This is a genomic window from Paenibacillus sp. JNUCC32 (genome assembly GCF_014863545.1).
In the GTDB taxonomy this organism is placed as follows: Bacteria; Bacillota; Bacilli; order Paenibacillales; family Paenibacillaceae; genus Paenibacillus_AQ; species Paenibacillus_AQ lautus_A.
On sequence record NZ_CP062260.1, the window covers coordinates 3,663,284 to 3,684,173 of the forward strand.

Here is a 20,890-nt window from a genome sequence, read left to right on the forward strand (position 1 = left end):
GCAGCCGCGTATGATTTCCCTCGAATTTGAGCCGGTTTCATTATTCCCCGCGGTGAAATCCGAGATCGCGAAGAACGCGTTCTTGATTGCGCCAATCTTTTTTTACTTTAACCCAGAGCTCCAAGAAAATCTTGGACCCCAGCAGCCTTTGAATATCCTGGCGGGCCTGTCTGCCCACTTCTTTAAGCAGCGCCCCCTGCTTGCCGATAATGATGCCCTTCTGGGAATCGCGCTCTACGAAAATAACGGCGGAAATATAGACGGTTCCGTTCTCTTCTACCCGCATGTCCTCGATGGTGACTGCGATGGAATGAGGCACTTCCTCCCTGGTCATGTGCAAAATTTTCTCGCGAATCAGCTCGGCGCATACGAATTGCTCCGGATGGTCCGTCACTTGGTCCTCAGGATAGTACTGCGGGCCAGGCGGCAAATACTTCTGGATTTGCTCGAGAAGCGTGTTCACATTGCTGCCGAGCTTCGCGGAAATCGGGACGATCTCTGCAAAATCATGCAGCTTCCGATATTGCTCGATCAGAGGCAGCAGAGCGGGCGGCTCAATCTTGTCGATTTTGTTCATCACCAGGATAATCGGCGTCTTGATCTTCTGCAGCTGCTCGGCGATATACCGGTCTCCCCCGCCGATGCCCTCGGACGCGTCAACCAGGAACAATGCCGCTTCAACCTCACCCAGCGTGCTCAAAGCGGTCTGGTTCATATAATCTCCGAGCTTGGACTGACGCTTATGAATGCCCGGCGTATCCAAAAAAACCACTTGGGATTCGTTGGTCGTATAAACGCCATGGATTTTGTTTCTTGTCGTTTGCGGCTTGTCCGACATGATGGCGATTTTCTGGCCGATCACTTGGTTCATTAGCGTCGATTTGCCTACGTTCGGTCTGCCGATAATTGCCACAAAACCGGATTTAAATTGTTTTTTTTGCATACCATGCCTCCGTTACGGTTCCGTATCTACGTGTTGTGTACTACATTGATTCCATACTATATGATTTGGAGTCCTACTGCTTGTTTAAATCCCATGGACCGAACGCCCCCGGCAGCAGTTCGCTGACGGTCGTCTCCTTGATGTCGCCCTTCATGTTACCCATAATGACCTTCATATCCGGCTTGCACAGCTCCACCAGCACTTGCCGGCATACGCCGCACGGCGTGCACGGGCCGTCCGTATCCGCAACGATGGCGATCGCTTGGAAGCTCCCCGCTTCATGACCGTCGGCAATCGCCCGGAACAATGCCGTGCGCTCCGCGCAGTTGGTCGGTCCGTAGGCGGCATTCTCCACGTTGCAGCCCAAATGCACCTGTCCGCGAGAATCCAGCAGGGCCGCTCCCACGCCGAATTTCGAATAAGGTATGTACGCCCGCGTTCGCGCTTTAATCGCTTCTTGCATCAACAAACCTGCATCCATATCTAGTTCCTCCTATATCGTTCAGTTTGTTAAAGAATGTATCCATTCCCATACCGGTTCATAGAAGACCAGAATGCCGATCACGACGGCAAACGCCGCTGCAACGAACGCTGCACCGGCTGCCGTATCCTTAGCCACCCGGGCTAACTCATGTTCGTCTGGCGAGATCAAATCGATGATGGCCTCCACCGCAGTATTGACCAGCTCCGCGATGAATACAACGGAAACCGCCAATAGCAAAAATAACCAGCGGATTCGATCCAATTGCAGCAAAGCTGCTGCGATGAACACGATCAAGGCAGCAGCAATGTGGATTTTCATATTGCGTTCCGTTTGTACAGCCGTCAAGATGCCTCGCATAGCGCACCTAAAAGCCCGGTATAACGATTGTCTGTGCGGCTTCACTATCTTGTCAATCCTACTTCGGCAAGTACGGCTTCCTGTTTGCCCATCATTTCGGCTTCGCTTGCCTCATCCTGATGGTCATATCCGAGCAAGTGAAGAAATCCGTGAACAAACAGAAAACCCAGCTCACGCTCCAGGGAGTGACCGTATTCTTCGCTTTGCAGCTTCGCCCGGGGGACCGAAATAATGATATCGCCCAGTACATCCGGCACGCTCTCCAGCTCTTCTCCCTCTTCCAGCTCATAAATGATCTCGAGCTCATCGTTCGTTATTTCATTCATTGCAAAGGAGAGCACGTCGGTCGGACGATCGATTCCCCGGTACTCCCGGTTCAATTCATGGATCCCTTCATCATCGACAAAGGTCAGATCAACCTCGCCATCGGTTACGCCTTCAGCCTCTCCGGCCTTCTGCAGAATCGCTTCAAGCAGGGCGATCAATTCCTCGCCAATCTGAAAATCCTCTTGTTCATTATTCCATGCCAGCTGCAGGCTCATTCTTATACGCTCCTTCTCTGTTCCTCACTCGTTGCGGACGTCTCCGATGCGGTCGAGGCTTCGCCGTTCGGCGCGGACAGTTTGGGACGCTTCACATCCTCCGGATATTCGATCCGGGAATGGAAAATCCCCATCACCGTCTCCTTTAACGTCTTGGCGATGATGTCCAGTTCCTTCATCGTTAAATCGCAATCATTAAACTGATGGTCATCCAGACGCCCCTTGATAATCTTCTCGATCATCGATTCGACCTGTTCGACCGTTGGCTTACGCAATGATCGGACGGCCGCTTCCACGCTGTCGGCGATGCCGACAATCGCAGACTCCTTGGATTGGGCCTTCGGCCCCGGATAGCGGAAATCATCCTCCGTGAAATCCGGCTCGACGCCCTGCTCTTCCGCCTGGCGAACCGCCTTATGGTAGAAATAGTGTAAAAACGTGGTGCCATGATGCTGCTCCGCAATATCCCTTATCGGCTTGGGCAGCTTGTACTCCTTGAGCATCTCCACGCCATCCCTTGCATGCGCTACGATAATGGATTTGCTCAGCTTCGGTTCTATGGAATCATGCGGATTCTCCATATTGTTCTGATTCTCGATGAAATAGATCGGGCGCTTGGTTTTTCCGATATCGTGATAATAAGAACCGACGCGGCACAGCAGTCCGTTGGCGCCAATCGCTTCCGCAGCTGCCTCGGATAAGTTACCGACCATGACGCTGTGATGGTATGTGCCCGGCGTCTCTGTCAGCAGTTTGCGGAGCAGCGGATGGTTCGGATTCGACAATTCAACCAGCTTCAACGCCGAGAGGATGCCGAAGGTGACTTCAAAGAACGGCATGAGCCCGATAACCAGGATCGCCGTTAACAGTCCGCCCGCGATGGCAAAGCCGATCGAATACAGCGTTTCCGTCGTAGTCCACGTGTCGTTATTGAGCAGCAGCATAATGAACACGATCAAGGCGCCGAAGAGAGAAGCCATGATGCCGCCCTTCAGCATCGTCGACCGCTGGCTCGCGCGGTGGATCGAGAAGATCGCCACGCAGGAAGTCACGGCTGCGAATAATCCGAACTTGAAGTCGAACAGTTCCCCTTGAACGTTCAATATGACGCTTGCCATGATGCTGAAGATAATGACGCTGAAATAGGCAAGCGAGGTCTCCAGCAGCAGGGTAACCAGAATCGCGCCGATCGCGACAGGCGCCAAATACCCCACGTACATCTGGGAATCGCTCTGCAGAAATGCGGTCAAATGCATGGTGATCAGCGTAATGACGTACACCAGGACCAACATCAGCAGCTGCGAGTTGTTGTATTTGAATTTGCCCGGCTCCGACTGCCGGATGAACATCAGTATGCCGAGGGACAGCAAAACGGACAGGAGCAAAACGCCAAGCTCCGGCCAATAGTTGATGTCGTCCTTCAGCAGCCCGTTCTTGCCGAGCAGCTCGTACAGCTCCGGCGTGATGAGCTGACCCTTTGCCACAAGGATGTCCCCTTGTTTGATAAAGACGGGCGGGGTATTCTCGCGAGCTTCAACCTTCGCATTCTTTGTGGCGACCTCGTCATAGAACTTGTTGGCCGTAATCGTTAAACTCGCCAGTTCCTGAACGACTTCCCTGGCGGTCCGATCATTCAACGAGCTGGTGTTCACTCGTTCCGCCACGCGGGTGCGGGCCGTGTCGGCATCCACGATCTCGTTCAGCATCAGCCTGGAGACGATCTCGCGGGCTACGGGCTTCATCTGAATAATATCTTCCGAATTCAACCGCGGTATCTTAATGAACGTTTCCTCGGGAATCCGATAGGTTTGTTCTTCGATGACCCGCTGCATTTCCTGAAGCAGCTCTTTGGAGTAGGCTTCATTCGTGCTGTTGGCCGACACGAAATTTTGCACGAATTCTCTGGCCATCCGCGGAATTTCTTTGCGATAAATCTCCACCTTTTCGGCGGAGCTGATATCCACGTCCTGGTTCAAACGTTCAATACGGTCAAGGATCTGCGTAACCAGAACGTCGTTCCGCAGCGGGACGAGAGGGTAAATCGGCTGGACGTTCTCCGCCGCCGCCTCCTGTGCCTTCAGCGTCGCCTTGTTGTCCTCGATTTGAACGGGCGCCACGATATTCTTTTCGCTTTTCGTATTGACCTGGATGTCATAGCGTTCCGGCAAAAGCTTGGATGCTAGACTGATATAAAAGAGCAAAGCAAGCAGCAGAAACAGAATATAGCGTGTTGCCACGCTATATTTCCATCCGCTGTTTTTACTCCATATGGACTTGTCCGTCGATGGTTCTTTGGAGGCCATTGCGACAATCCCCTTTAATCTTGGTTTTCTGCTGCTTTATCATAAGCGACGATGATTTTTTGTACTAAGGAATGACGTACAACATCCTGTTCGGCGAAATAGACGAATCCGACTTCCTCAATTCCGCTTAATATCGTTTTAGCTTCGATAAGTCCTGATTTTTTCCCCCGCGGCAGGTCAATCTGAGTCACGTCCCCTGTAATGACCATCTTCGAACCGAATCCGAGCCGTGTCAGAAACATCTTCATCTGTTCCGGCGTGGTGTTCTGTGCTTCATCCAAAATAATAAACGAGTCGTCCAGCGTCCGTCCGCGCATGTACGCGAGCGGCGCGATTTCGATCAACCCGCGCTCCAGCGCCTTGGCCGTTTGATCCGGGCCCATGACGTCGTATAAGGCATCGTACAAAGGTCTCAGATAAGGGTCAACCTTCTCTTGCAGGTCTCCAGGCAGGAAGCCCAGGCTCTCTCCGGCCTCCACCGCGGGCCTTGTCAGAATGATTCTTTTGACGGATCCTTCCTTCAGCGCGGCTACGGCCAGAACGACGGCCAAATAGGTCTTCCCTGTTCCGGCAGGACCGATGCCGAATACGATGTCCCGCTTCTTGATGGTGGTCACATAGTGCTTCTGACCGATGGTTTTTACTCGAATAGGCTTACCTTTGAAAGTTGTCGTAATCTCGCCCTTGTACAGATCCAGCAGCTGATCGGCTCTCAGATCCTTGGCAAGTTCTACAGCATAAAGAATATCACGCTCGGTCAAAATGTAGCCGTTGCGCACAAGCTGGAGCAGCACTTCAAACAGCTGCTGAAGACTCTCCACATTTCGATGTTGTCCCCGAATCGTGATGACGGCTTCCCGTGAATCGATCGTTGCAGGAATCTCTTTTTCGATTAATTTTAAAAATGTATCTTGTGGTCCGAATAAGGACAGACCTTCTGACGCGCTTTGAAGTAAAATTTGAATGCTGGTCGTTTGCTGTGACAAATAGCCTCATTCTCCTTGATCGTATACTATGGGAAGTTCTTTCGCGATGGTCTCTTCCACCTCAAAAAGCACTTTCATATAAACTTTACCATTCTCTTTCTTATCATGCAAAATTTTTTGGCTTACGAATCTTGAATCGGTCCCATATTTCGCCAAAATATCGCGGCGTGCCCCCTCGATTCCCTCTTTTTTGGCTTCATCCTCGGTAATGGTCCGCTGGACCTCGGTGACCTCCATGATTTTTTCCGTCATCCAGCCGAGCGGCAGCACGCGCGTCCTCCAAGTCAGCGGATCATAGAAGGTCAGGGTCTCCTGCTGCGAATACGGGATTTCCCCGTAGCCCCACAACTGAACGGCACGATCCCCGAACACGATATAGGAGCGCTTCTTTCCTTCGCCCGTATAGACCTTATGCGTTTTTACCAACGGAATTTCGATATCGTATTCATGCCATACCAGGCCTCTCACTTCCCCCTTGGCTACGACTCTTTCCGAGTTCTCCTCATCCCCAAGAACCCCGGAGATCAGAATGTCGCCCTTCTTCACCCGGCTGTTGATCCCTACTTTAGGAACCCCCTTCTCTGCGTACATGTGAGTAATTACCGCGTCCTGGGTACTGATCAGATGCCTTGGGCTCTGGAGAGGCGGTTTCTCCGGCACGGCTGCCTCGACGATCTGAATGCGTATGCGCGTCCCGTTGCGTTCCACCCCTACCCAAGAGGTTCCCGGAAGACGGACGGTCAAATTCCCGGACAGCTTGTCCATCGATTGCAGCTTAAATATCCATTGAAACGGATAAATGCCCTCCTGTTTGGCCGCATCCAGCACATCTTCCGACGCAATCGTTTCATTCCCCTCGACCTCCACGTTCCATACCATGGACGAAAGCGTCAGCAGGATCATAAAAAACGCAACGACGCCGATAACAAACGCTTTGCGTTTCAACAAACGTCGTGCTTGAAAAGGATAACCAAAACGCTCCTTGATGCGCGTACGGCAGCCTGTCCGTTTTAACAGCGGACGGAGCCCTTTGAAATCTTTCAGCAGCAGCTTAAACTCTGCTGAATGCGCCCCTGTCGGTGTTACATCCCAAACCGGGGTCCCGGCCTCCGCCAATGAATTGATGAATGCTTCCACATGCTCACCGCGAACGGCGAGCTTCAAATATCCTCGAAGATGGATCATCGTCGGAATCTTCACGGTTTCTCCCCCAATCCTATGTATTGAATATTATGAATGGTGCCAATGATGGTCACTTCATGGCTTTGAATGGCCTGAATCGCAAGCCCGGTCCCGGAAATCTCCAAAGAACCCTGCGTTAATGACAACACAAGTCGTTCCTCGGAAAAATGCCGGACTCCGCGATGGTTTTCGATATGCAGCTCTTTATTGCCAATCAGGGTCAACCGCGGTAAATCAAATAACAGGTCCTGTGGCAAATCAAGCATTTCTTGGGTCCATTTCTGCAGCTTGCGGCTGATGCGGGACATATGGAGACTTTCCCCCTTCCTGTACTGTACACCTTATGCCCCAGGTAGCCGTTTTATGAGATGAAAAGTAAAAAGACCGCCCCGTCAAAAATCTGACGAGGCGGTCTCCCGCTTCTATGAATCTAAGAATCTATGAATCGCAGCTAATTTCTTAAAACTTACCCTAACCTATGGCTCTGAACACCTCAGACGCCCCGCCGTTTACCGGCGAGGATTCATGGAGCGTTTGGCGCGCGGGGGACCCAATATCTCAGCCCACACAATGCCGTTTCGAGCCTGTTCAGCAAGAACCGATCGGCCATTCTTGCCCTGTTCCTGATCCTCGTCGTGGATTTCGACAACGGTTTCCGGTATATCGAGTGTCATCCGATTCAGATGGGAGTGGATCCGGTCCAGATCCCTCTGCATCATCTCGATTCGATGATCCATACTGTCGTGGCTCGAACTCATTTCAAGCCTTCGTTTCATTCGGTCAATCTCTTGATGCTCAAGAGAATATCCGTTTCCGGTATCCGCTTCTTCCTCATCGATCCTGTCGATCCGGGGGCTTTCCTGAACAGGTGCCGGACGGGAGACTTGCGGAGCGGTCTGTACCCGTCTTGCTTCAGGCCGCTGTGGCCGCTGCTGCCCCGGTCTTGCAGGACGGTCCCCTTCGCCGCCGAAGGATGGCATACGGGGGTTTTTCCCGTCCTCAGCGTTCTTGCCGCGCTTTCCGAGGGCGGAGATGATGAAGAAGCCTATAACAGCTACAATGTAAAAATTTTCGATTAACCAGCTCACTATAGGCTCACCTCATCGTGGTTACTTGGTTTTGTTGTCTCCGGAGTTGTCATTGTTCTCACCCATCTTACCGAAGGAACCTCTCATTTGCGTATCGGCCTCGATATTCTTCAGGTTCATATAATCCATCACGCCCAGCTGGCCGCTGCGAAGCGCTTCGGCCATCGCCAGCGGAACTTGGGATTCCGATTCCACCACGCGCGCTCTCATTTCCACGACGCGGGCCTTCATCTCCTGCTCTTGCGCTACCGCCATGGCACGGCGCTCTTCCGCCTTCGCTTGGGCAATGCGCTTGTCGGCTTCCGCCTGTTCGGTCTGCAGGTAAGCACCGATGTTTTTGCCTACGTCGACGTCCGCGATATCGATGGACAGGATTTCAAACGCAGTCCCAGCATCCAAACCTTTGGAAAGCACGGTTCTTGAGATCGAATCCGGATTCTCCAGCACGTCTTTATGGGAATTACTTGAACCGACCGTGGTTACGATACCTTCGCCGACACGGGCGATGATCGTTTCTTCCCCTGCGCCCCCGACCAAACGGTCGATGTTGGCGCGCACGGTCACGCGGGCTTTAACCTTCACTTCAATACCGTCTCTCGCCACGGCTGCCACGACCGGCGTCTCGATCACGCGCGGGTTAACGCTCATTTGAACCGCCTGCAGAACATCGCGCCCGGCAAGATCAATCGCCGCAGCTCTTTCAAACTCAAGCGGTATGTTCGCGCGCTGGGCTGCAATCAAGGCGTTGACCACCCGGTCTACGTTACCTCCGGCGAGATAGTGACTCTCCAGCTGGTTGATATTAAGACCAAGTCCTGCCTTTGTAGCCTTGATGAGCGGATTCACGATCCGGCTTGGCGTTACGCGCCGCAGGCGCATGGCCACCAATGTAATAATCCCGATGCGCACGCCGGAAGCGAGCGCCGAGATCCAGAGCATTAACGGGAAGAAACTGAAAAACACGCTAAGCAGGATAATCGCGACAACCCCGATTAGAAGAATCGGTACCAAAGAACCATCCAATTCCATATTCGTTTACCCTCCAATATTGAATATTTGCCTTCATCACGCAGAACGTTTAAACACGGGCTCTTTTAATACTACACAATTCCGCGCAGAGGTTCACCCTTTTTCTTCCTCTACCACAATTCGGGTACCGTCCGTCTTGATGACGCGGACCGGTCGGCCGGAATCGATGAATCCGCCGAGGGTAACCACATCAAGGCGCCGTCCCTCAAGTTCCATCGTTCCAGCCGGCCGAAGCGGCGTAATCGAAGTTCCGACCAGGCCGATCAGTACATCCCGGTCTTCATTCGGAATATACCCTTGTTCCTTCGATAAGCTGTCGCTGAGTATGAACTTTCGCCATACTCCCCGTTCCTTGAATACGAGGGCAACCACAATGATGGCCACCAGGGCCGATGCCGCTGCAACCCCAAGGGACAGAGCAACATGAGAGGTGCTATAGGCCGCCATGACGACGCCGGCAATCAAGCTGGCTGAGCCTATGATGCCCAGTATCCCGAAGCTTGGCACAAACAGCTCCATCGCCAGCATCACGATACCGATCACAAACAGCAGCCAGGTCTCCCAACCGGCAAATCCGGCCACCTGGTTGCCGAAGAAATAGAGCACGAATGCAACCACGCCAAGAATCCCCGGCACGCCGAAGCCTGGAACAATGACTTCGATAATCACGCCGGCGATACCGATGAACAACAGCAGCGTCATGACCCCGGGATGCGTAAGAAATGTAGCCAGCTTCTCCGAGAACGTCGGCTCCATCCGGAATACGTCCTGCGTGGAGTAGTCCATCCATGTGATGACCTCTTCGGTGCTGTTCGCAATCGTGTCCGCATAGCCTGTCTTCAGCGCTTCATCATGCGTCAAGGATATAATCTCTCCGGGCTGCTTCGTCAAACCGATTTCAGGCATATCGACCTTCAGATTGATATCTGCCATGCCCATCGCGATTTCTTTGTTTCGACCACCCGCCTCGGCAGCTCCTGCCATCTTGCTCTTCCACCAGGAAACCAGCTTGGCATCTTCGATCCGATTGCCTCTGGCATCCACCATATAAGCCGCGCCGATCATGCTGCCCTCGGACATGGCAATCTTGTCTGCATTGAGTGCGATGTAACTGCCGGCCGATGCCGCATCGCCCGTAATGTAAGCCACGATCGGAATCTCGCTGCCCTTCATCAAGGTAGCAATTTCACCCGCTTGGTCGACAAGACCGCCCGGCGTATCGATTTCCAGGACGATCAGTCCTGCCGCCATCTCTTTGGCTTCCTTAAATCCGCGTTCCATAAAGCTGGTTAAGCCGCGTTCGATCGGCTGCTTCACCGGAATGACGTACACCGACCCGATGTTAGCCGCCATCGCCGATTTCAAAGGTGCTGCATACATTCCGATCGATATCAGCATCATCACGACCGCTGCCGTTAATGTCAGGAATCTGCGCATCCACAACTTTCTACTCATCTTTTCCCCTCCTTTTCGACTTAATTCGGCCACCTCTACCTTCATTTCGACAAAACAGGTTCAGCGGCCTGCCTCTTGCATAAGCATATGTATCTACTTGCACCCATATGGTAGTTATTACGAATCAGAAACGATTTCGTTTCAAAAAGTATGCCCATCCATGGAAAAAACCATCGATCAAGGCGCTCGGCTTCTCCAAGCCCTGCTCCTTCACGACAAAGAAAAAACACCCCTTGAGAAAACAAGGGGTGTTTCACTTATGTTGTTACAGAAATTGTTGAACAACTTGATTGACAAGCTTTCCGTCTGCACGCCCTTTAACTTTCGGCATGAGAGCGCTCATTACTTTACCCATCTCGGCTTTTGAAGAAGCACCGGTTTCCTGGATGGTCTGCTGTACAATGACTTTAATTTCTTCTTCAGTAAGCTGTTCCGGGAGGTAGGCGCTAAGGAGCTCAATTTCTGCTTTTGCATCGGCGGCAAGATCGTCGCGTCCCGCTTTTTCAAATTCTTGGAGGGCATCTTTGCGCTGTTTGATTTCACGACTAAAAATATCAAGCACTTCGTTGTCATCCAAACTTCGTTTCAAATCTATTTCAAGATTTTTTATCGTCGAACGAACCATTCGAATCGTTGAGAGTTTGAACTTGTCCTTACTCTTCATCGCTTGCTTCATATCTTCGTTCAATCGTTCGCTAAGATTCATGCTAGTTCAGATCCTCCTAAAACTTTCTCTTACGAGCAGCCTCGGACTTTTTCTTGCGCTTTACGCTTGGCTTTTCATAATGCTTGCGTTTCTTCACTTCAGCCAATACGCCATCTTTAGCAATGGAACGCTTGAAGCGACGAAGTGCAGCATCAATTGTCTCGTTTTTGCGAACTTTAGTTTCAGACACCAGTTTTCCCTCCCTCCGACCAGACCGTCCAAGAGCATTAACACGGTTCATCAAACTTCATTATAGGGCAAACCGAAATAGGGTGTCAACCTTGGGCGTTTAATTTACGATAGTCCGTGCAATGGAAACACCCCCGCGGCGGCCATGCGCTGCGAGGCTGATATATTTCTTCCTATGCAAGAAATTATGTATGAGCCGGGGAAATGCCGGTTAATGCGCCTAAGCGGCGGCCGCCCATCAGGTGATAGTGCACGTGGAACACCGTTTGTTCCCCATCGCGACCACAGTTGTTGATTAACCGATAACCGCTCTCCGCAATGCCCAGCTTGGCCGCGGCCTCTTTAGCCGCTTTGTGCATCTCGCCAATCAGCAGCAGGTCCTCATCCCCAATATCGTTCATGGAAGCGATATGCTTCTTCGGAATGATCAAGACATGAACCGGCGCTTCCGGGTTGATGTTTTGAAATACGAGCACCTTATCATTCTCGAGTATCTTCGTGGAAGGAAGCTCACCTTCTACGATTTTACAAAAAACACAATCCATTCGCGGTTACCCCTTTCATACGTTTACATGCTTTTATCATATAAGAAAACGGGCAGTGCGTCCAATCAATGGAAGATGATCCATATAAAAAAAGAGAAGCACCCCTGGAACGCAGCTGTCCAGTAAGGAGGCGCTTCATCACGAGAGCAAGGGAAAAGAAAGGAATCTCTCATGATCAAGCGCCAGCCCGGTGCTTCTTCTATATGTCGGCTTAACTGTACTATAACAGCCCCTTGTTGCTGTTTCCGTGATTTAAATCACACCGCCTTATGTTTTGCGGCTACATGGATTCGATTGCAATCCGGGATCCCGCTCCCGCCTGTTCCGCCGGCTGTACCACCAGCTTGCGCGGCAGGCGGGCCCGAAGCTCGGGCACATGGCTGATGATGCCGACGGTTAGCTTATCGGTATGGAGGCGCTCAAGCGCGGTGATGACCGTCTCCAGCAGCTCCGGATCCAGCGTGCCGAACCCTTCGTCGAGGAAAAAGAATTGCAGCGGATATTGCCCGCGCAGCTGGATTTGGGCGGAGAGCGCCAAAGCCAAGGCCAATGAGGTCAGGAACGTCTCGCCGCCGGATAAAGTGGATACCGGACGCCGGACGCCGCCGTTGGCATCGTCCCGAATGACAAAGCCTCCGCCGGAATCCACCTCAAGCGAGTAGCGCTGCTTGGTCAAATAGCGAAGACGCTGGGAAGCCGACTGGCTCACCTGCATCAGCTGTTCTTCCGCAATATATTCAACAAACGCGTTGCCGCGCAAGCAGGACTGCAATTTGGACAAGCGTTCGCTCTCTCGCTGGAGGTTTAGGCGCCGCTCTTCCAATTCCATGAACCGGACGTGACGCTGGTTCAGGTCTTCCAAATCCCGCTCCGCCCGGGCTCTCGCCTGCAGCGCTTCCTCGTCGGTTGCACGGGCCGCCTGAAGCTCGGCTGTGCACCGTTCCCAGTCCTCTTCTTGGAACGGGCGGGTGCCAAGCTTCAGCTCGACGTCGCGAAGCCTCAGCGTCCATTCCCGCTGCCCGTCCCGATGCGCTTTTACGAGCTGGGCACATCGTTCGCTTTCTTCCGGGGTCAAGCAGGCTTCCATGACGGCATGCTCCGTAGCGAACGGAGAGGCGGCCAGCTGGTTCTCCCAGGCAAGCTTGGCAGCCACGTGCTGCTCCTGCGCGGCTCTTTCCGCCTGTTCCGCAAGCGCCGCTTCCTTGGCTGCATGCCGAGCCGCCTCCTCTGCCTTCCTGCATTCGCTCCTGGCTTGTTCCGCAGACTCCTTCAGCAGCTTCATCCTGGTCCTGCACTCGCCCAGCATTTCCTCGGCCGACCGGTCTCCGATCCATGCCTGAAGCCGCTCTTCTTTATCCTTCAGGCCATCCGCCTTTCCTTCCCGCTGCGCATCCCATTGAATCTGCAGCTTTTCGAGCTCAAGCAGCTGCTGCTCCAAGCGGAGGACGGCCTCCTTTTTCTCTTCGATGAATGGAACGCTGCGCTCGAGCCCTTCCTTAATCGATTCGGATTCCGCGTCCTTCTCCTGCATGAGCTGAAAACGGGCAGCTGCCTCTTCCAAAGGAAATTCCGGCTTGCTTTCCTGCCAGGAAGCCAAAATGTCCGCAGCTTCGGTTTCCAACCCGGCTAACTGATCCCGCATCTGGTGCTCTGCCGCTTGTCCATTCTCCAGCGCGGCGCTCTGTTTCATCAGCTCCTGCCGACATGCCAGGAGACTCTGCTGCACCTTGGAAACTTCCGTTCGGCATTGTCCGATGGCAGCAGCTTGAGCATCAGCCGCTTCTATGAGCCAGGCTGTATCCGAAGCAAGCTTTTCCGCGTCGTACGACCCTTCAGCGACAGGCATGGCGGATACCGCGGCTTCCATCGATCCGCTCTGCCTGAAGGAAATCGCGTCAATCAATTCGCCGTCTGCGAAAGTGCCGATCTGCGAACGCGATTGACTCGCCAGCGACTCCGCTTCGTTATGCTGCCCCCGCAGGGTCAGTCTGGCTTCCTGGATTTGATGCGTGATCCGCGTCAGCCGGTCCATGCCCTCATCCAAAGTCTCTTCAGGCTGTCCTGCCGAAACGGCCGGTTGCGGATGATGCTGACTTCCGCACACGGGACAAGGCTCGCCTGCCCGGAGCTCGGCGGCCAGCGAAAGGGACAGCGCATGAAGCTGTCTGTCCCGAAGCGATCGGCTCATCGCCTGGCTTACCTCGACTGCGGCGGCGGCGATCCGATCGGCAATTGCCGATGCTTCGGCTGCGTCACGCTGCAAGCTGTCAGCCTGCATGGAGAGCTGTATGTAGTCGCGCTGCAGCTCCTGCTCCTGCTTCTGCATGGTACCCAATCTGGCCTCGAGCTCCTTCAGCTTGCCCTCCTGCGATTTCAGTTCGAGCTCGGACTTGTGCTTTTGCCTTCGGACAGCCTCAAGCGCTTGAACCTTCTGCATCGCCAAATGAAGCGCCTGGCGCTCCCCTGAGCGGGTCTCCAGCCCTTTCAGCTTGCCCTGCAGCTCCTCCTGCCGCCTGCGGCCTCGTTCGAGCAGCTCCTGCTCCTTATGCAGCAGTGCCGTTACCCCTTCGCGCTCTTGGCGCGCTTTCGTTCGCTGCGCATCCAGCTTGGCCAGTTCTTCCCGTAATGCATCGCGTTCCCGCTGCAATATAACGGCCTGCTCCAGCTGCTGCTCCCGAAGCACCAGCTTCGGTTCCTCGGCCCGAAGCGCATCCTGGGCGGCTTCATCCGCCTTCACCGCCTGCTCGGCCGCCTGCTGGGCGGACGCGGCTTGCGCCAGGAGCCCTTCGGCAATCCGCCGCCGCTGATCCCATGCCTTGCCGGATTCGCGCCATGCCTCGAGCGCGGGGAGAACGGCGGCCGCAGCCCCTGTCAGCTCAAGGCGGCGTTCCAACCGCTGCATCTCTTCCTCATGCTGGGCAAGCTCGTCCAGCTTCCCCTGCAGCCGCCGCTTTTCCATATCCAGCTCGCGAATTTTTCCCATAGCTTCATGGGCTTCCATGGCGGCTTGGAGTTGATTGCGGGATAACGCCGCGTGTTTCTTGGCATGTTCCAGCACCGCAGTCGCTTCCGCCAAAGCTTCCTTGCCTGCACTTCCAAGACCCTGCTGTTCCGCTTCGACCGATTTCAGAGAACCCTCCGTATCCTTAACACGGCGGCTGAGCTTGATCGCAAGCTGATCCCCGTACCGTTCCAAATGGAACAGCCGCTGCAGCATCTGCCGGCGTTCGCTCCCCTTCAGGGAAAGGAATTCGGCGAACTTTCCCTGTGGAAGCACGACCGCCCGGGTAAAATCGTCCATTTTGAGCCCGATTTTCTCTTCGACGCAGCGGGTGACCTCGGCCAATTTATCCGCCACCACCTGATCCCCTTCGGGGGTAACGCGAATGAAACGGCTCACCGTATTGCTGATGGAAAGCTCGTTTACCCGTTTGAACCTGCGCTCTACCCGGTATCGCTCCAGCCCGGCCGCGGAAGACAACTCAAACGTAAAGGAGACGGACAGACCGTCCTCCGAGTGGTTCATGATGCCCTGGGTTCCGTTAACCGCGCGCTCCACTTTTCCGTACATGGCTAAGGTAATCGCATCCAGCAGCGTGGATTTCCCGCTGCCCGTCGGTCCGAAAATACCGAAGAGCCCGGTTTCGCACAACGTTTCAAAATCAATCTCCTGCGTGCTTCGATAGCTCTGCAGTCCGGATAACTTCAACAAAATCGGCTTCATTCTAAGACTTCACCTCCGTGCCGTCAGACTCAGACTCCTCTTCCTCAACCAGCTCCAGAAACAAATCGACCAGGTGATCCTCAGGCTCAGCTCCCCCGGTTTGCCGTTGGTAGAACTTTCGGAACAGGTCCGGCAGCGGCAGCCTTGAGCGCTCGCTCTCCAGCTCCAACGCTTCCATCTCCGGGTATACCGGACGAATGTGGACGATGCCGTCCCTGCTCTTGCGCAGCCTCTGAATATCGGCAAGCCCCATGGCCTCCGTTAAGGATACCTCCAGATCAATGAAAGCCTGGGGATCGCGCCCCTCATCCAGCCAGCGGTAGACTTCATCCAAGCCGCCTTTGGCCTTCCATCGGACGAGCGGGCGGCCGCTGCTGAGAAACAGCTCCTCAATCATGGGAGCCCCTCCCGGCGATACGTCAACCATGGTCACCGATTTCGCCTGTCCCGCTTCCGAGAAGCTGTAGGCCAGCGGGGATCCGCTGTAGCGGATCATCCCCTCCCCTTTCACAGCCTGGGAACGATGCAGGTGACCCAGCGCCGTATAGGCAGCGCCGACAGCGAGTGCCGACGGATCAACCGTGTACGCTCCCCCCACTTGAATCGGACGCTCGGAATCGCTCTCGACGCCGCCAAGGACATAGATATGGCTCATCGCCAGATTGATCGTCTGCGGAGAAAATTCCCTTGCCATCATCCTCATCAGTTTTCCGACTCTCTCGCTGTAGGCGCGGCGAAGCTGATCCTCATCCCCGTCGACCGATAACAGCTCGTTGAGCCTGGCCTCTGAGGGGTAGGGCAGAGCTGCGATCTTGGCCGTTTCTCCGGTACGGGCTGCGGCAACCGTTACCGCATCGGCGATAGGTGTCCCTATCAGCGTGATGCCTCTGGCTGCAACAAGCGGCGTAACCGATGCAACCCGTTCCGGCTGATCATGGTTGCCTGCAATGACCACCATGGGGCGGCCTCCCTCCGTAAGTCTGGCGGCCGCTTCGTAGAACAACTGCTCGGCTGACGCAGGCGGATTGACGGAATCATAAACATCCCCCGCCATGAGGATCAGGTCCGCCTGCTGATCGTCCGCCAGCTCAACCAGCTCATCCAGAAAGCGCTCCTGCTCGGCCAGCCGGCTTCGGCCTTCGAGCGTGCGCCCCAGATGCCAGTCCCCGGTATGCAAAATACGCATCGATAATCTCCTCTCCCGCTTCAAACGTCTAACAAAACATAACTTACCGAAAGGTTATACCTGTACGGCATGTCCCCCATCAAAAAAGTATAGCCATTTCTCATGCACAGGCTCGCCTAAAATATCCTCCAAAGCCTTTGCATACAGGTCCAGCTGAAAACGATACTGGTCAGCCAAGGCCGCCAGGCCGCCGCGATGCTCCAGCACCCGGTCGGTCTTATAATCAAGCAGCACAAGATGGCCGTTATGCCTGAACATGCAGTCCACAACCCCTTGGATCAGCACCGTTTCGTCCCGAAGCAGCTCCATCGCGGGCAAGCCTTGGGCCGTGTGTTTCGAAATCGGGTCCAGAAAAGCCAGCCCCTGATAAGCTTCTGCCGCTGGGAGCGCATAGGAAAACGGCATCTCGCGCCAGACATCCTCTGCTGACAGCACCCGTTTTCCAAGGTCGCAATCAAAAAGGTGTCTAATCTCGGCTGCTTCCACCGCGGAAGCCTGCTCACCGGTGATGATCTCCTTTTCCACCAGGTAACGGATGGTTTCTTCGATCTCCGCTGTCGGTTCTGCAGCGTCTTCCAGCCGTTGAAGCGGCAGATGTTGCATGATGGTATGATAGACGGTTCCCCGCTCGGCGGGCGTCAGCTTCGTGGACTCCATAAATTTCGGCCGCCGCAGGCTCAGCGTGAAGGAAGTGCTTGCGTCTATACGTTCCCTGCTCTGACGTTTCACGGCCCGTTCCTCCAGCAAATCCAAGGAGGGGCTGTCCTGCAGGGCGAGCAGCTTTTTCATCTCCGTTACGGACGTTTTGGCCGATATTTGACTGACCGCTTCATAACGATAATTCCACGACAACCGCTGATCGATGGAAGCCCGCTGAACATCCGTCCCCTCCTCTTCCGCTTCGGCAATCGCAGATTCCGGGACAGGCTCGAGCCTGCGTAGGGCATTCAGCTTCGTCATCCGATTTTCGCTGTCCGCCTGAACGTCATCGCTCATGCCGGTCATGCCCTGCGCCAGGGATTCCGGCGTTTCAATCGAGAATATCCATTGCGATCGGTCTGCCGCTAACGCGCGCGAGCTCGTCTCTTCCGGCAATCCCGCCTGTCCGCGGAGCGGACCCGCAGACGGATGCCGTATCACGGCCGGACCGATCCAATCCAGGTAGCTCCGTCCCCGGGCAAGGACGTAATCCGGCAGAAGCTGCTCCGGGTTAAAATCGGCCTGTGCCCAAGCGGACACCTTTTTCGGCAAATCCTTCACCGTGCCGACCAGGATCATCTTCTCTTTCGGCCTTGTAAGCGCAACGTAGAGCACCCGCATCTCCTCGGCCAGCAGCTCCAGCTGCGATCTGCGCCGAATCGCCAGGTTTGGCAGCGTCGGGTAGCTTACGCGCATGCCTTCATCCACGAACTTCGGTCCGAAGCCAAGCTCTTTATGCATCAGGAAGGGGGCGTTCAAATCCTGCTGGTTGAAATTTTTGGACAATCCCGCCACGAACACGACCGGAAACTCCAGGCCCTTGCTCTTGTGAATGGTCATCAGGCGCACCGCGTTGCCCTGGCTTTCCGTGCCTCCGGCCGTGCCAAGATCCCCGCCGCGCTCGCGGAGACGCGAGATAAAGGTCAGAAAACGGAAGAGCCCCCTGGAGGCTGTGTCCTGTTCATACTGCACGGCCCGGTCATATAGGGCGGTCAGATTGCCCTGACGCTGCTTGCCGCCGGGCAAGCCGCCAACCCAATCCAAATATCCGGTTTCGCTGTAAATCCCCCAGATCAGATCGCTCAGGCTTCCCTGACGCGCTTCCTGCCGCCAGCGCTGCAGCCGATCCATAAACAATCCAAGTTTGGCGCCAAGCTCCGCCGATATTTCGATAGCATGGCCCTCCGCCGTTAGCGGGACATCCGAAAGATGGCTGCCTGCTACGAGCTCATGACCGGCGGCGGCTTCGGCCAGGCCTTCCAGTCCTGCGCCCGGCGTCCATTTTCCGTCGACGAAGCCCATAGGGCGTGCCGGATCCATGACCGGCGGCGCGACGCTTAACGAGACCGCCGCCTTCAGTGCATCGTAATAAGACCCTTTCGCGCACAGGCGAACCTGTGCCATCTCTTCCTCGGATAATCCAAGAATGGGCGAGCGCAATACCGAAGCCAAAGGAATGTCCTGCCCCGGATTATCGATCACCTGCAGCAGCGATAAGATGATCTCCACTTCCGTAGCCTGAAAGTATCCCTTGTTCTGCTCGCCGAATGCCGGTATTCCCTCCTGCCTTAACTCCTCAATAATTAACGGTGCCCAAACCATGGCGGAGCGCAGCAAAATGACCATGTCCCCATACCCGGCGGGCCGCATCGTTTTCAACCCTTTATCGTAAACCATGAGCGGTTTTCCGCTTTCGCCTGTCATTTCGCGGATTTTGCGGGCGATGGCGCGGGCTTCCAGCTGGGCGGTTTCCATTTCGAGCGCCTCAGCCTCAAGCTGAATCCCGTCCTCTTCGGAAGCCGATTCATCGGACTGCTCCTCCGGACCTTTTCCGGCACGGTCGATCAGCAGCATTTCGGGCATGTAGGGATTCGCGCCTCCGTTCGTTTCCTGTTCCGGAAAGGAAGCTCCGCATACAAGCTCGGCCCTTTCATCATAGGCAATCTCGGCTACCGATTCGTTCATGATCTGCCGGAACAGCAAATTGACGGCGTCCACCACTTCCATCCGGCTGCGGAAATTACGGGCCAGATCAATACGGATGCCCGTTTGGGACGTGCCTGTCTCGGAAGAAAACGTCTTGTACTTATCGAGAAACAGTCCCGGTTCCGCCAGACGGAACCGATAAATACTCTGCTTCACGTCGCCGACCATAAACCGGTTGCCCGGCATCTCCCGGGAAATCAATCGTACGATGTCTTCCTGCACGCTGTTCGTATCTTGATATTCGTCCAGCAGCACTTCATCAAACTGCTCGCGGTATTCCATCGCCGCATCGGAAGGCATCATATGTCCCGGCACGGAATCGGGATGGCGAAGTATATGGAGGCAGTAATGCTCAAGGTCGTTAAAGTCGACCATGCCTTTGGCCGCCTTGGCCTCCCGGTATCGCTCGCCAAACGCGATCACCGTCTCGGCCAGCTCCATCATCAGCGGCGCTGCCGTGTGAAGCTCCCGCAAAAACTCCGATGCCGGACGGCCGAACAATGCATTTTTCAGCTCATTTACGATTTTCTTCACGTTGTCGCGCAGTTCCTTGACCTGCTCCTGCAGCTCCGGCAGCACCTCATCCTTACGAACGGATTTGAGCTTGCCGAAAGACGCCTCGCGGAAAATGCCGTACAACGATTCCCACGGCGAAGTATCGATGGCCTCCAGCAGGGAAGCCACCAGTCGCAAGTCCTCATCGAGATTGTCCGCATACGGTGTTGGCCCTCCCGGCTGCATGGCAATGGCCTTGGCTTGCTGCAGCAGCCCTGCCGCTCCGTTCAGAGCCAGGCGTGCATCCGCCAAGATGCTCTGGACCCATGGCGTGTTACCAAGGGCTTCCGTATCGGCCACCTGAAAGCCGGCGGCTGTCTCCCTAAGCCAGTGTGACGGCCATGAATGGCTGCGGGAGAAATCGTATAGACGCTGCACGAGACGGTACAGCGCATCGTCCGTTCGCTCGCCGCTGAACCAGTCCGCCAAGCGCAGAAACCGGCTTTCCCGGTCCCCCTCCGCCTCTCCGTATTTCTCTTCGAACAGCTCCTCCAGCATATCCTGCCGCATTAAATCCGCCTCATGTTCGTTCAGGATGCGGAATCCCGGATCCAGCGGTATTAACTGATAATATCGCCGAATGACTTCCATGCAGAAGGAGTGCAGCGTTGTAATCGACGCTCTGCCAAGCAAAGCGAGCTGACGCCGGATATGCTCATTGTCCGGATCCCGGTCCAGCTCACGGTCCAGCGCTTCCCGGATCCGTCCCCGCATTTCGGCAGCGGCGGCTTTCGTAAAGGTAGCCACAAGCAGCCGATCTACGCTGAACCCTGCGGCATCGTCCAGGATTTTGCGAATGATCCGTTCAACCAGCACGGCGGTTTTCCCTGAACCTGCCGCAGCTGCAACCAGCATATCGTCGCCCGACAGCGCAATGGCTTTCCACTGGTCGTCGCTCCACATGCTTCCCTCGGGTTTTGCTATCATCTCT

Annotated in this window: 17 protein-coding genes; all 17 read right to left on the reverse strand. The window is 54.9% G+C overall.

Annotated elements, in window-relative coordinates; all coding sequences use genetic code 11:
- Positions 1–40: 40 nt before the first annotated feature.
- The 17 genes from era to addA all read right to left on the reverse strand — a co-directional run bounded on the left by era (position 41) and on the right by addA (position 20,886).
- Positions 41–943, reverse strand: coding sequence for a GTPase Era (gene era, locus JNUCC32_RS16535; RefSeq protein ID WP_096773047.1), 903 nt, complete (start codon positions 941–943; stop codon positions 41–43).
- A 73-nt stretch (positions 944–1,016) separates the two neighbouring features.
- Positions 1,017–1,424: a cytidine deaminase gene (gene cdd, locus JNUCC32_RS16540; RefSeq protein WP_009590810.1), complete on the reverse strand. Its 408-nt coding sequence runs from the start codon at positions 1,422–1,424 to the stop codon at positions 1,017–1,019.
- 21 nt (positions 1,425–1,445) lie between these two features.
- Positions 1,446–1,829, reverse strand: a complete 384-nt coding sequence (locus JNUCC32_RS16545) for a diacylglycerol kinase family protein (protein ID WP_096773046.1) — start codon at positions 1,827–1,829, stop codon at positions 1,446–1,448.
- On the reverse strand, positions 1,829–2,326 hold the full coding sequence (gene ybeY, locus JNUCC32_RS16550; RefSeq protein WP_015734199.1) for an rRNA maturation RNase YbeY: 498 nt from the start codon (positions 2,324–2,326) through the stop codon (positions 1,829–1,831). The genes JNUCC32_RS16545 and ybeY overlap by 1 nt, the downstream gene beginning before the upstream one ends.
- A 2-nt stretch (positions 2,327–2,328) precedes the next feature.
- Positions 2,329–4,629: an HD family phosphohydrolase gene (locus tag JNUCC32_RS16555; RefSeq protein WP_192569232.1), complete on the reverse strand. Its 2,301-nt coding sequence runs from the start codon at positions 4,627–4,629 to the stop codon at positions 2,329–2,331.
- Between the two features lie 14 nt (positions 4,630–4,643).
- Entirely contained in the window at positions 4,644–5,615 is a 972-nt protein-coding gene (locus JNUCC32_RS16560; protein WP_009590792.1) for a PhoH family protein, read from the reverse strand.
- 6 nt (positions 5,616–5,621) lie between these two features.
- Positions 5,622–6,815: a sporulation protein YqfD gene (gene yqfD / locus JNUCC32_RS16565; RefSeq protein WP_192569233.1), complete on the reverse strand. Its 1,194-nt coding sequence runs from the start codon at positions 6,813–6,815 to the stop codon at positions 5,622–5,624.
- Complete coding sequence (gene yqfC, locus JNUCC32_RS16570) at positions 6,812–7,105, reverse strand: sporulation protein YqfC (protein ID WP_009590797.1); 294 nt, start codon at positions 7,103–7,105, stop codon at positions 6,812–6,814. Before yqfC ends, yqfD begins: the two co-directional genes overlap by 4 nt.
- Positions 7,106–7,306: 201 nt before the next feature.
- Complete coding sequence (locus JNUCC32_RS16575) at positions 7,307–7,885, reverse strand: single stranded DNA-binding domain-containing protein (RefSeq protein WP_036666065.1); 579 nt, start codon at positions 7,883–7,885, stop codon at positions 7,307–7,309.
- Between the two features lie 21 nt (positions 7,886–7,906).
- Complete coding sequence (gene floA / locus JNUCC32_RS16580) at positions 7,907–8,914, reverse strand: flotillin-like protein FloA (protein ID WP_036666067.1); 1,008 nt, start codon at positions 8,912–8,914, stop codon at positions 7,907–7,909.
- A gap of 93 nt (positions 8,915–9,007) precedes the next feature.
- The gene (locus JNUCC32_RS16585; RefSeq protein ID WP_192569234.1) at positions 9,008–10,369 is read right to left on the reverse strand and encodes an NfeD family protein; all 1,362 of its coding nucleotides are present in this window, start codon (positions 10,367–10,369) and stop codon (positions 9,008–9,010) included.
- A gap of 265 nt (positions 10,370–10,634) precedes the next feature.
- Positions 10,635–11,075 (reverse strand): GatB/YqeY domain-containing protein, encoded by a 441-nt coding sequence (locus JNUCC32_RS16590; protein WP_006209020.1) that lies wholly within the window; start codon positions 11,073–11,075, stop codon positions 10,635–10,637.
- A 16-nt stretch (positions 11,076–11,091) separates the two neighbouring features.
- Positions 11,092–11,265, reverse strand: a complete 174-nt coding sequence (gene rpsU, locus JNUCC32_RS16595) for a 30S ribosomal protein S21 (protein WP_005547957.1) — start codon at positions 11,263–11,265, stop codon at positions 11,092–11,094.
- 184 nt (positions 11,266–11,449) lie between these two features.
- Positions 11,450–11,809, reverse strand: a complete 360-nt coding sequence (locus JNUCC32_RS16600) for a histidine triad nucleotide-binding protein (protein WP_015734194.1) — start codon at positions 11,807–11,809, stop codon at positions 11,450–11,452.
- 280 nt (positions 11,810–12,089) lie between these two features.
- Positions 12,090–15,533 (reverse strand): AAA family ATPase, encoded by a 3,444-nt coding sequence (locus JNUCC32_RS16605; protein ID WP_192569235.1) that lies wholly within the window; start codon positions 15,531–15,533, stop codon positions 12,090–12,092.
- Position 15,534: 1 nt separating this feature from the next.
- Positions 15,535–16,719, reverse strand: coding sequence for an exonuclease SbcCD subunit D (locus JNUCC32_RS16610; RefSeq protein WP_192569236.1), 1,185 nt, complete (start codon positions 16,717–16,719; stop codon positions 15,535–15,537).
- 54 nt (positions 16,720–16,773) lie between these two features.
- A complete protein-coding gene (gene addA, locus JNUCC32_RS16615) occupies positions 16,774–20,886 on the reverse strand; it encodes a helicase-exonuclease AddAB subunit AddA (protein ID WP_228469003.1) in 4,113 nt (1,370 codons plus the stop codon).
- Positions 20,887–20,890: the final 4 nt, after the last annotated feature.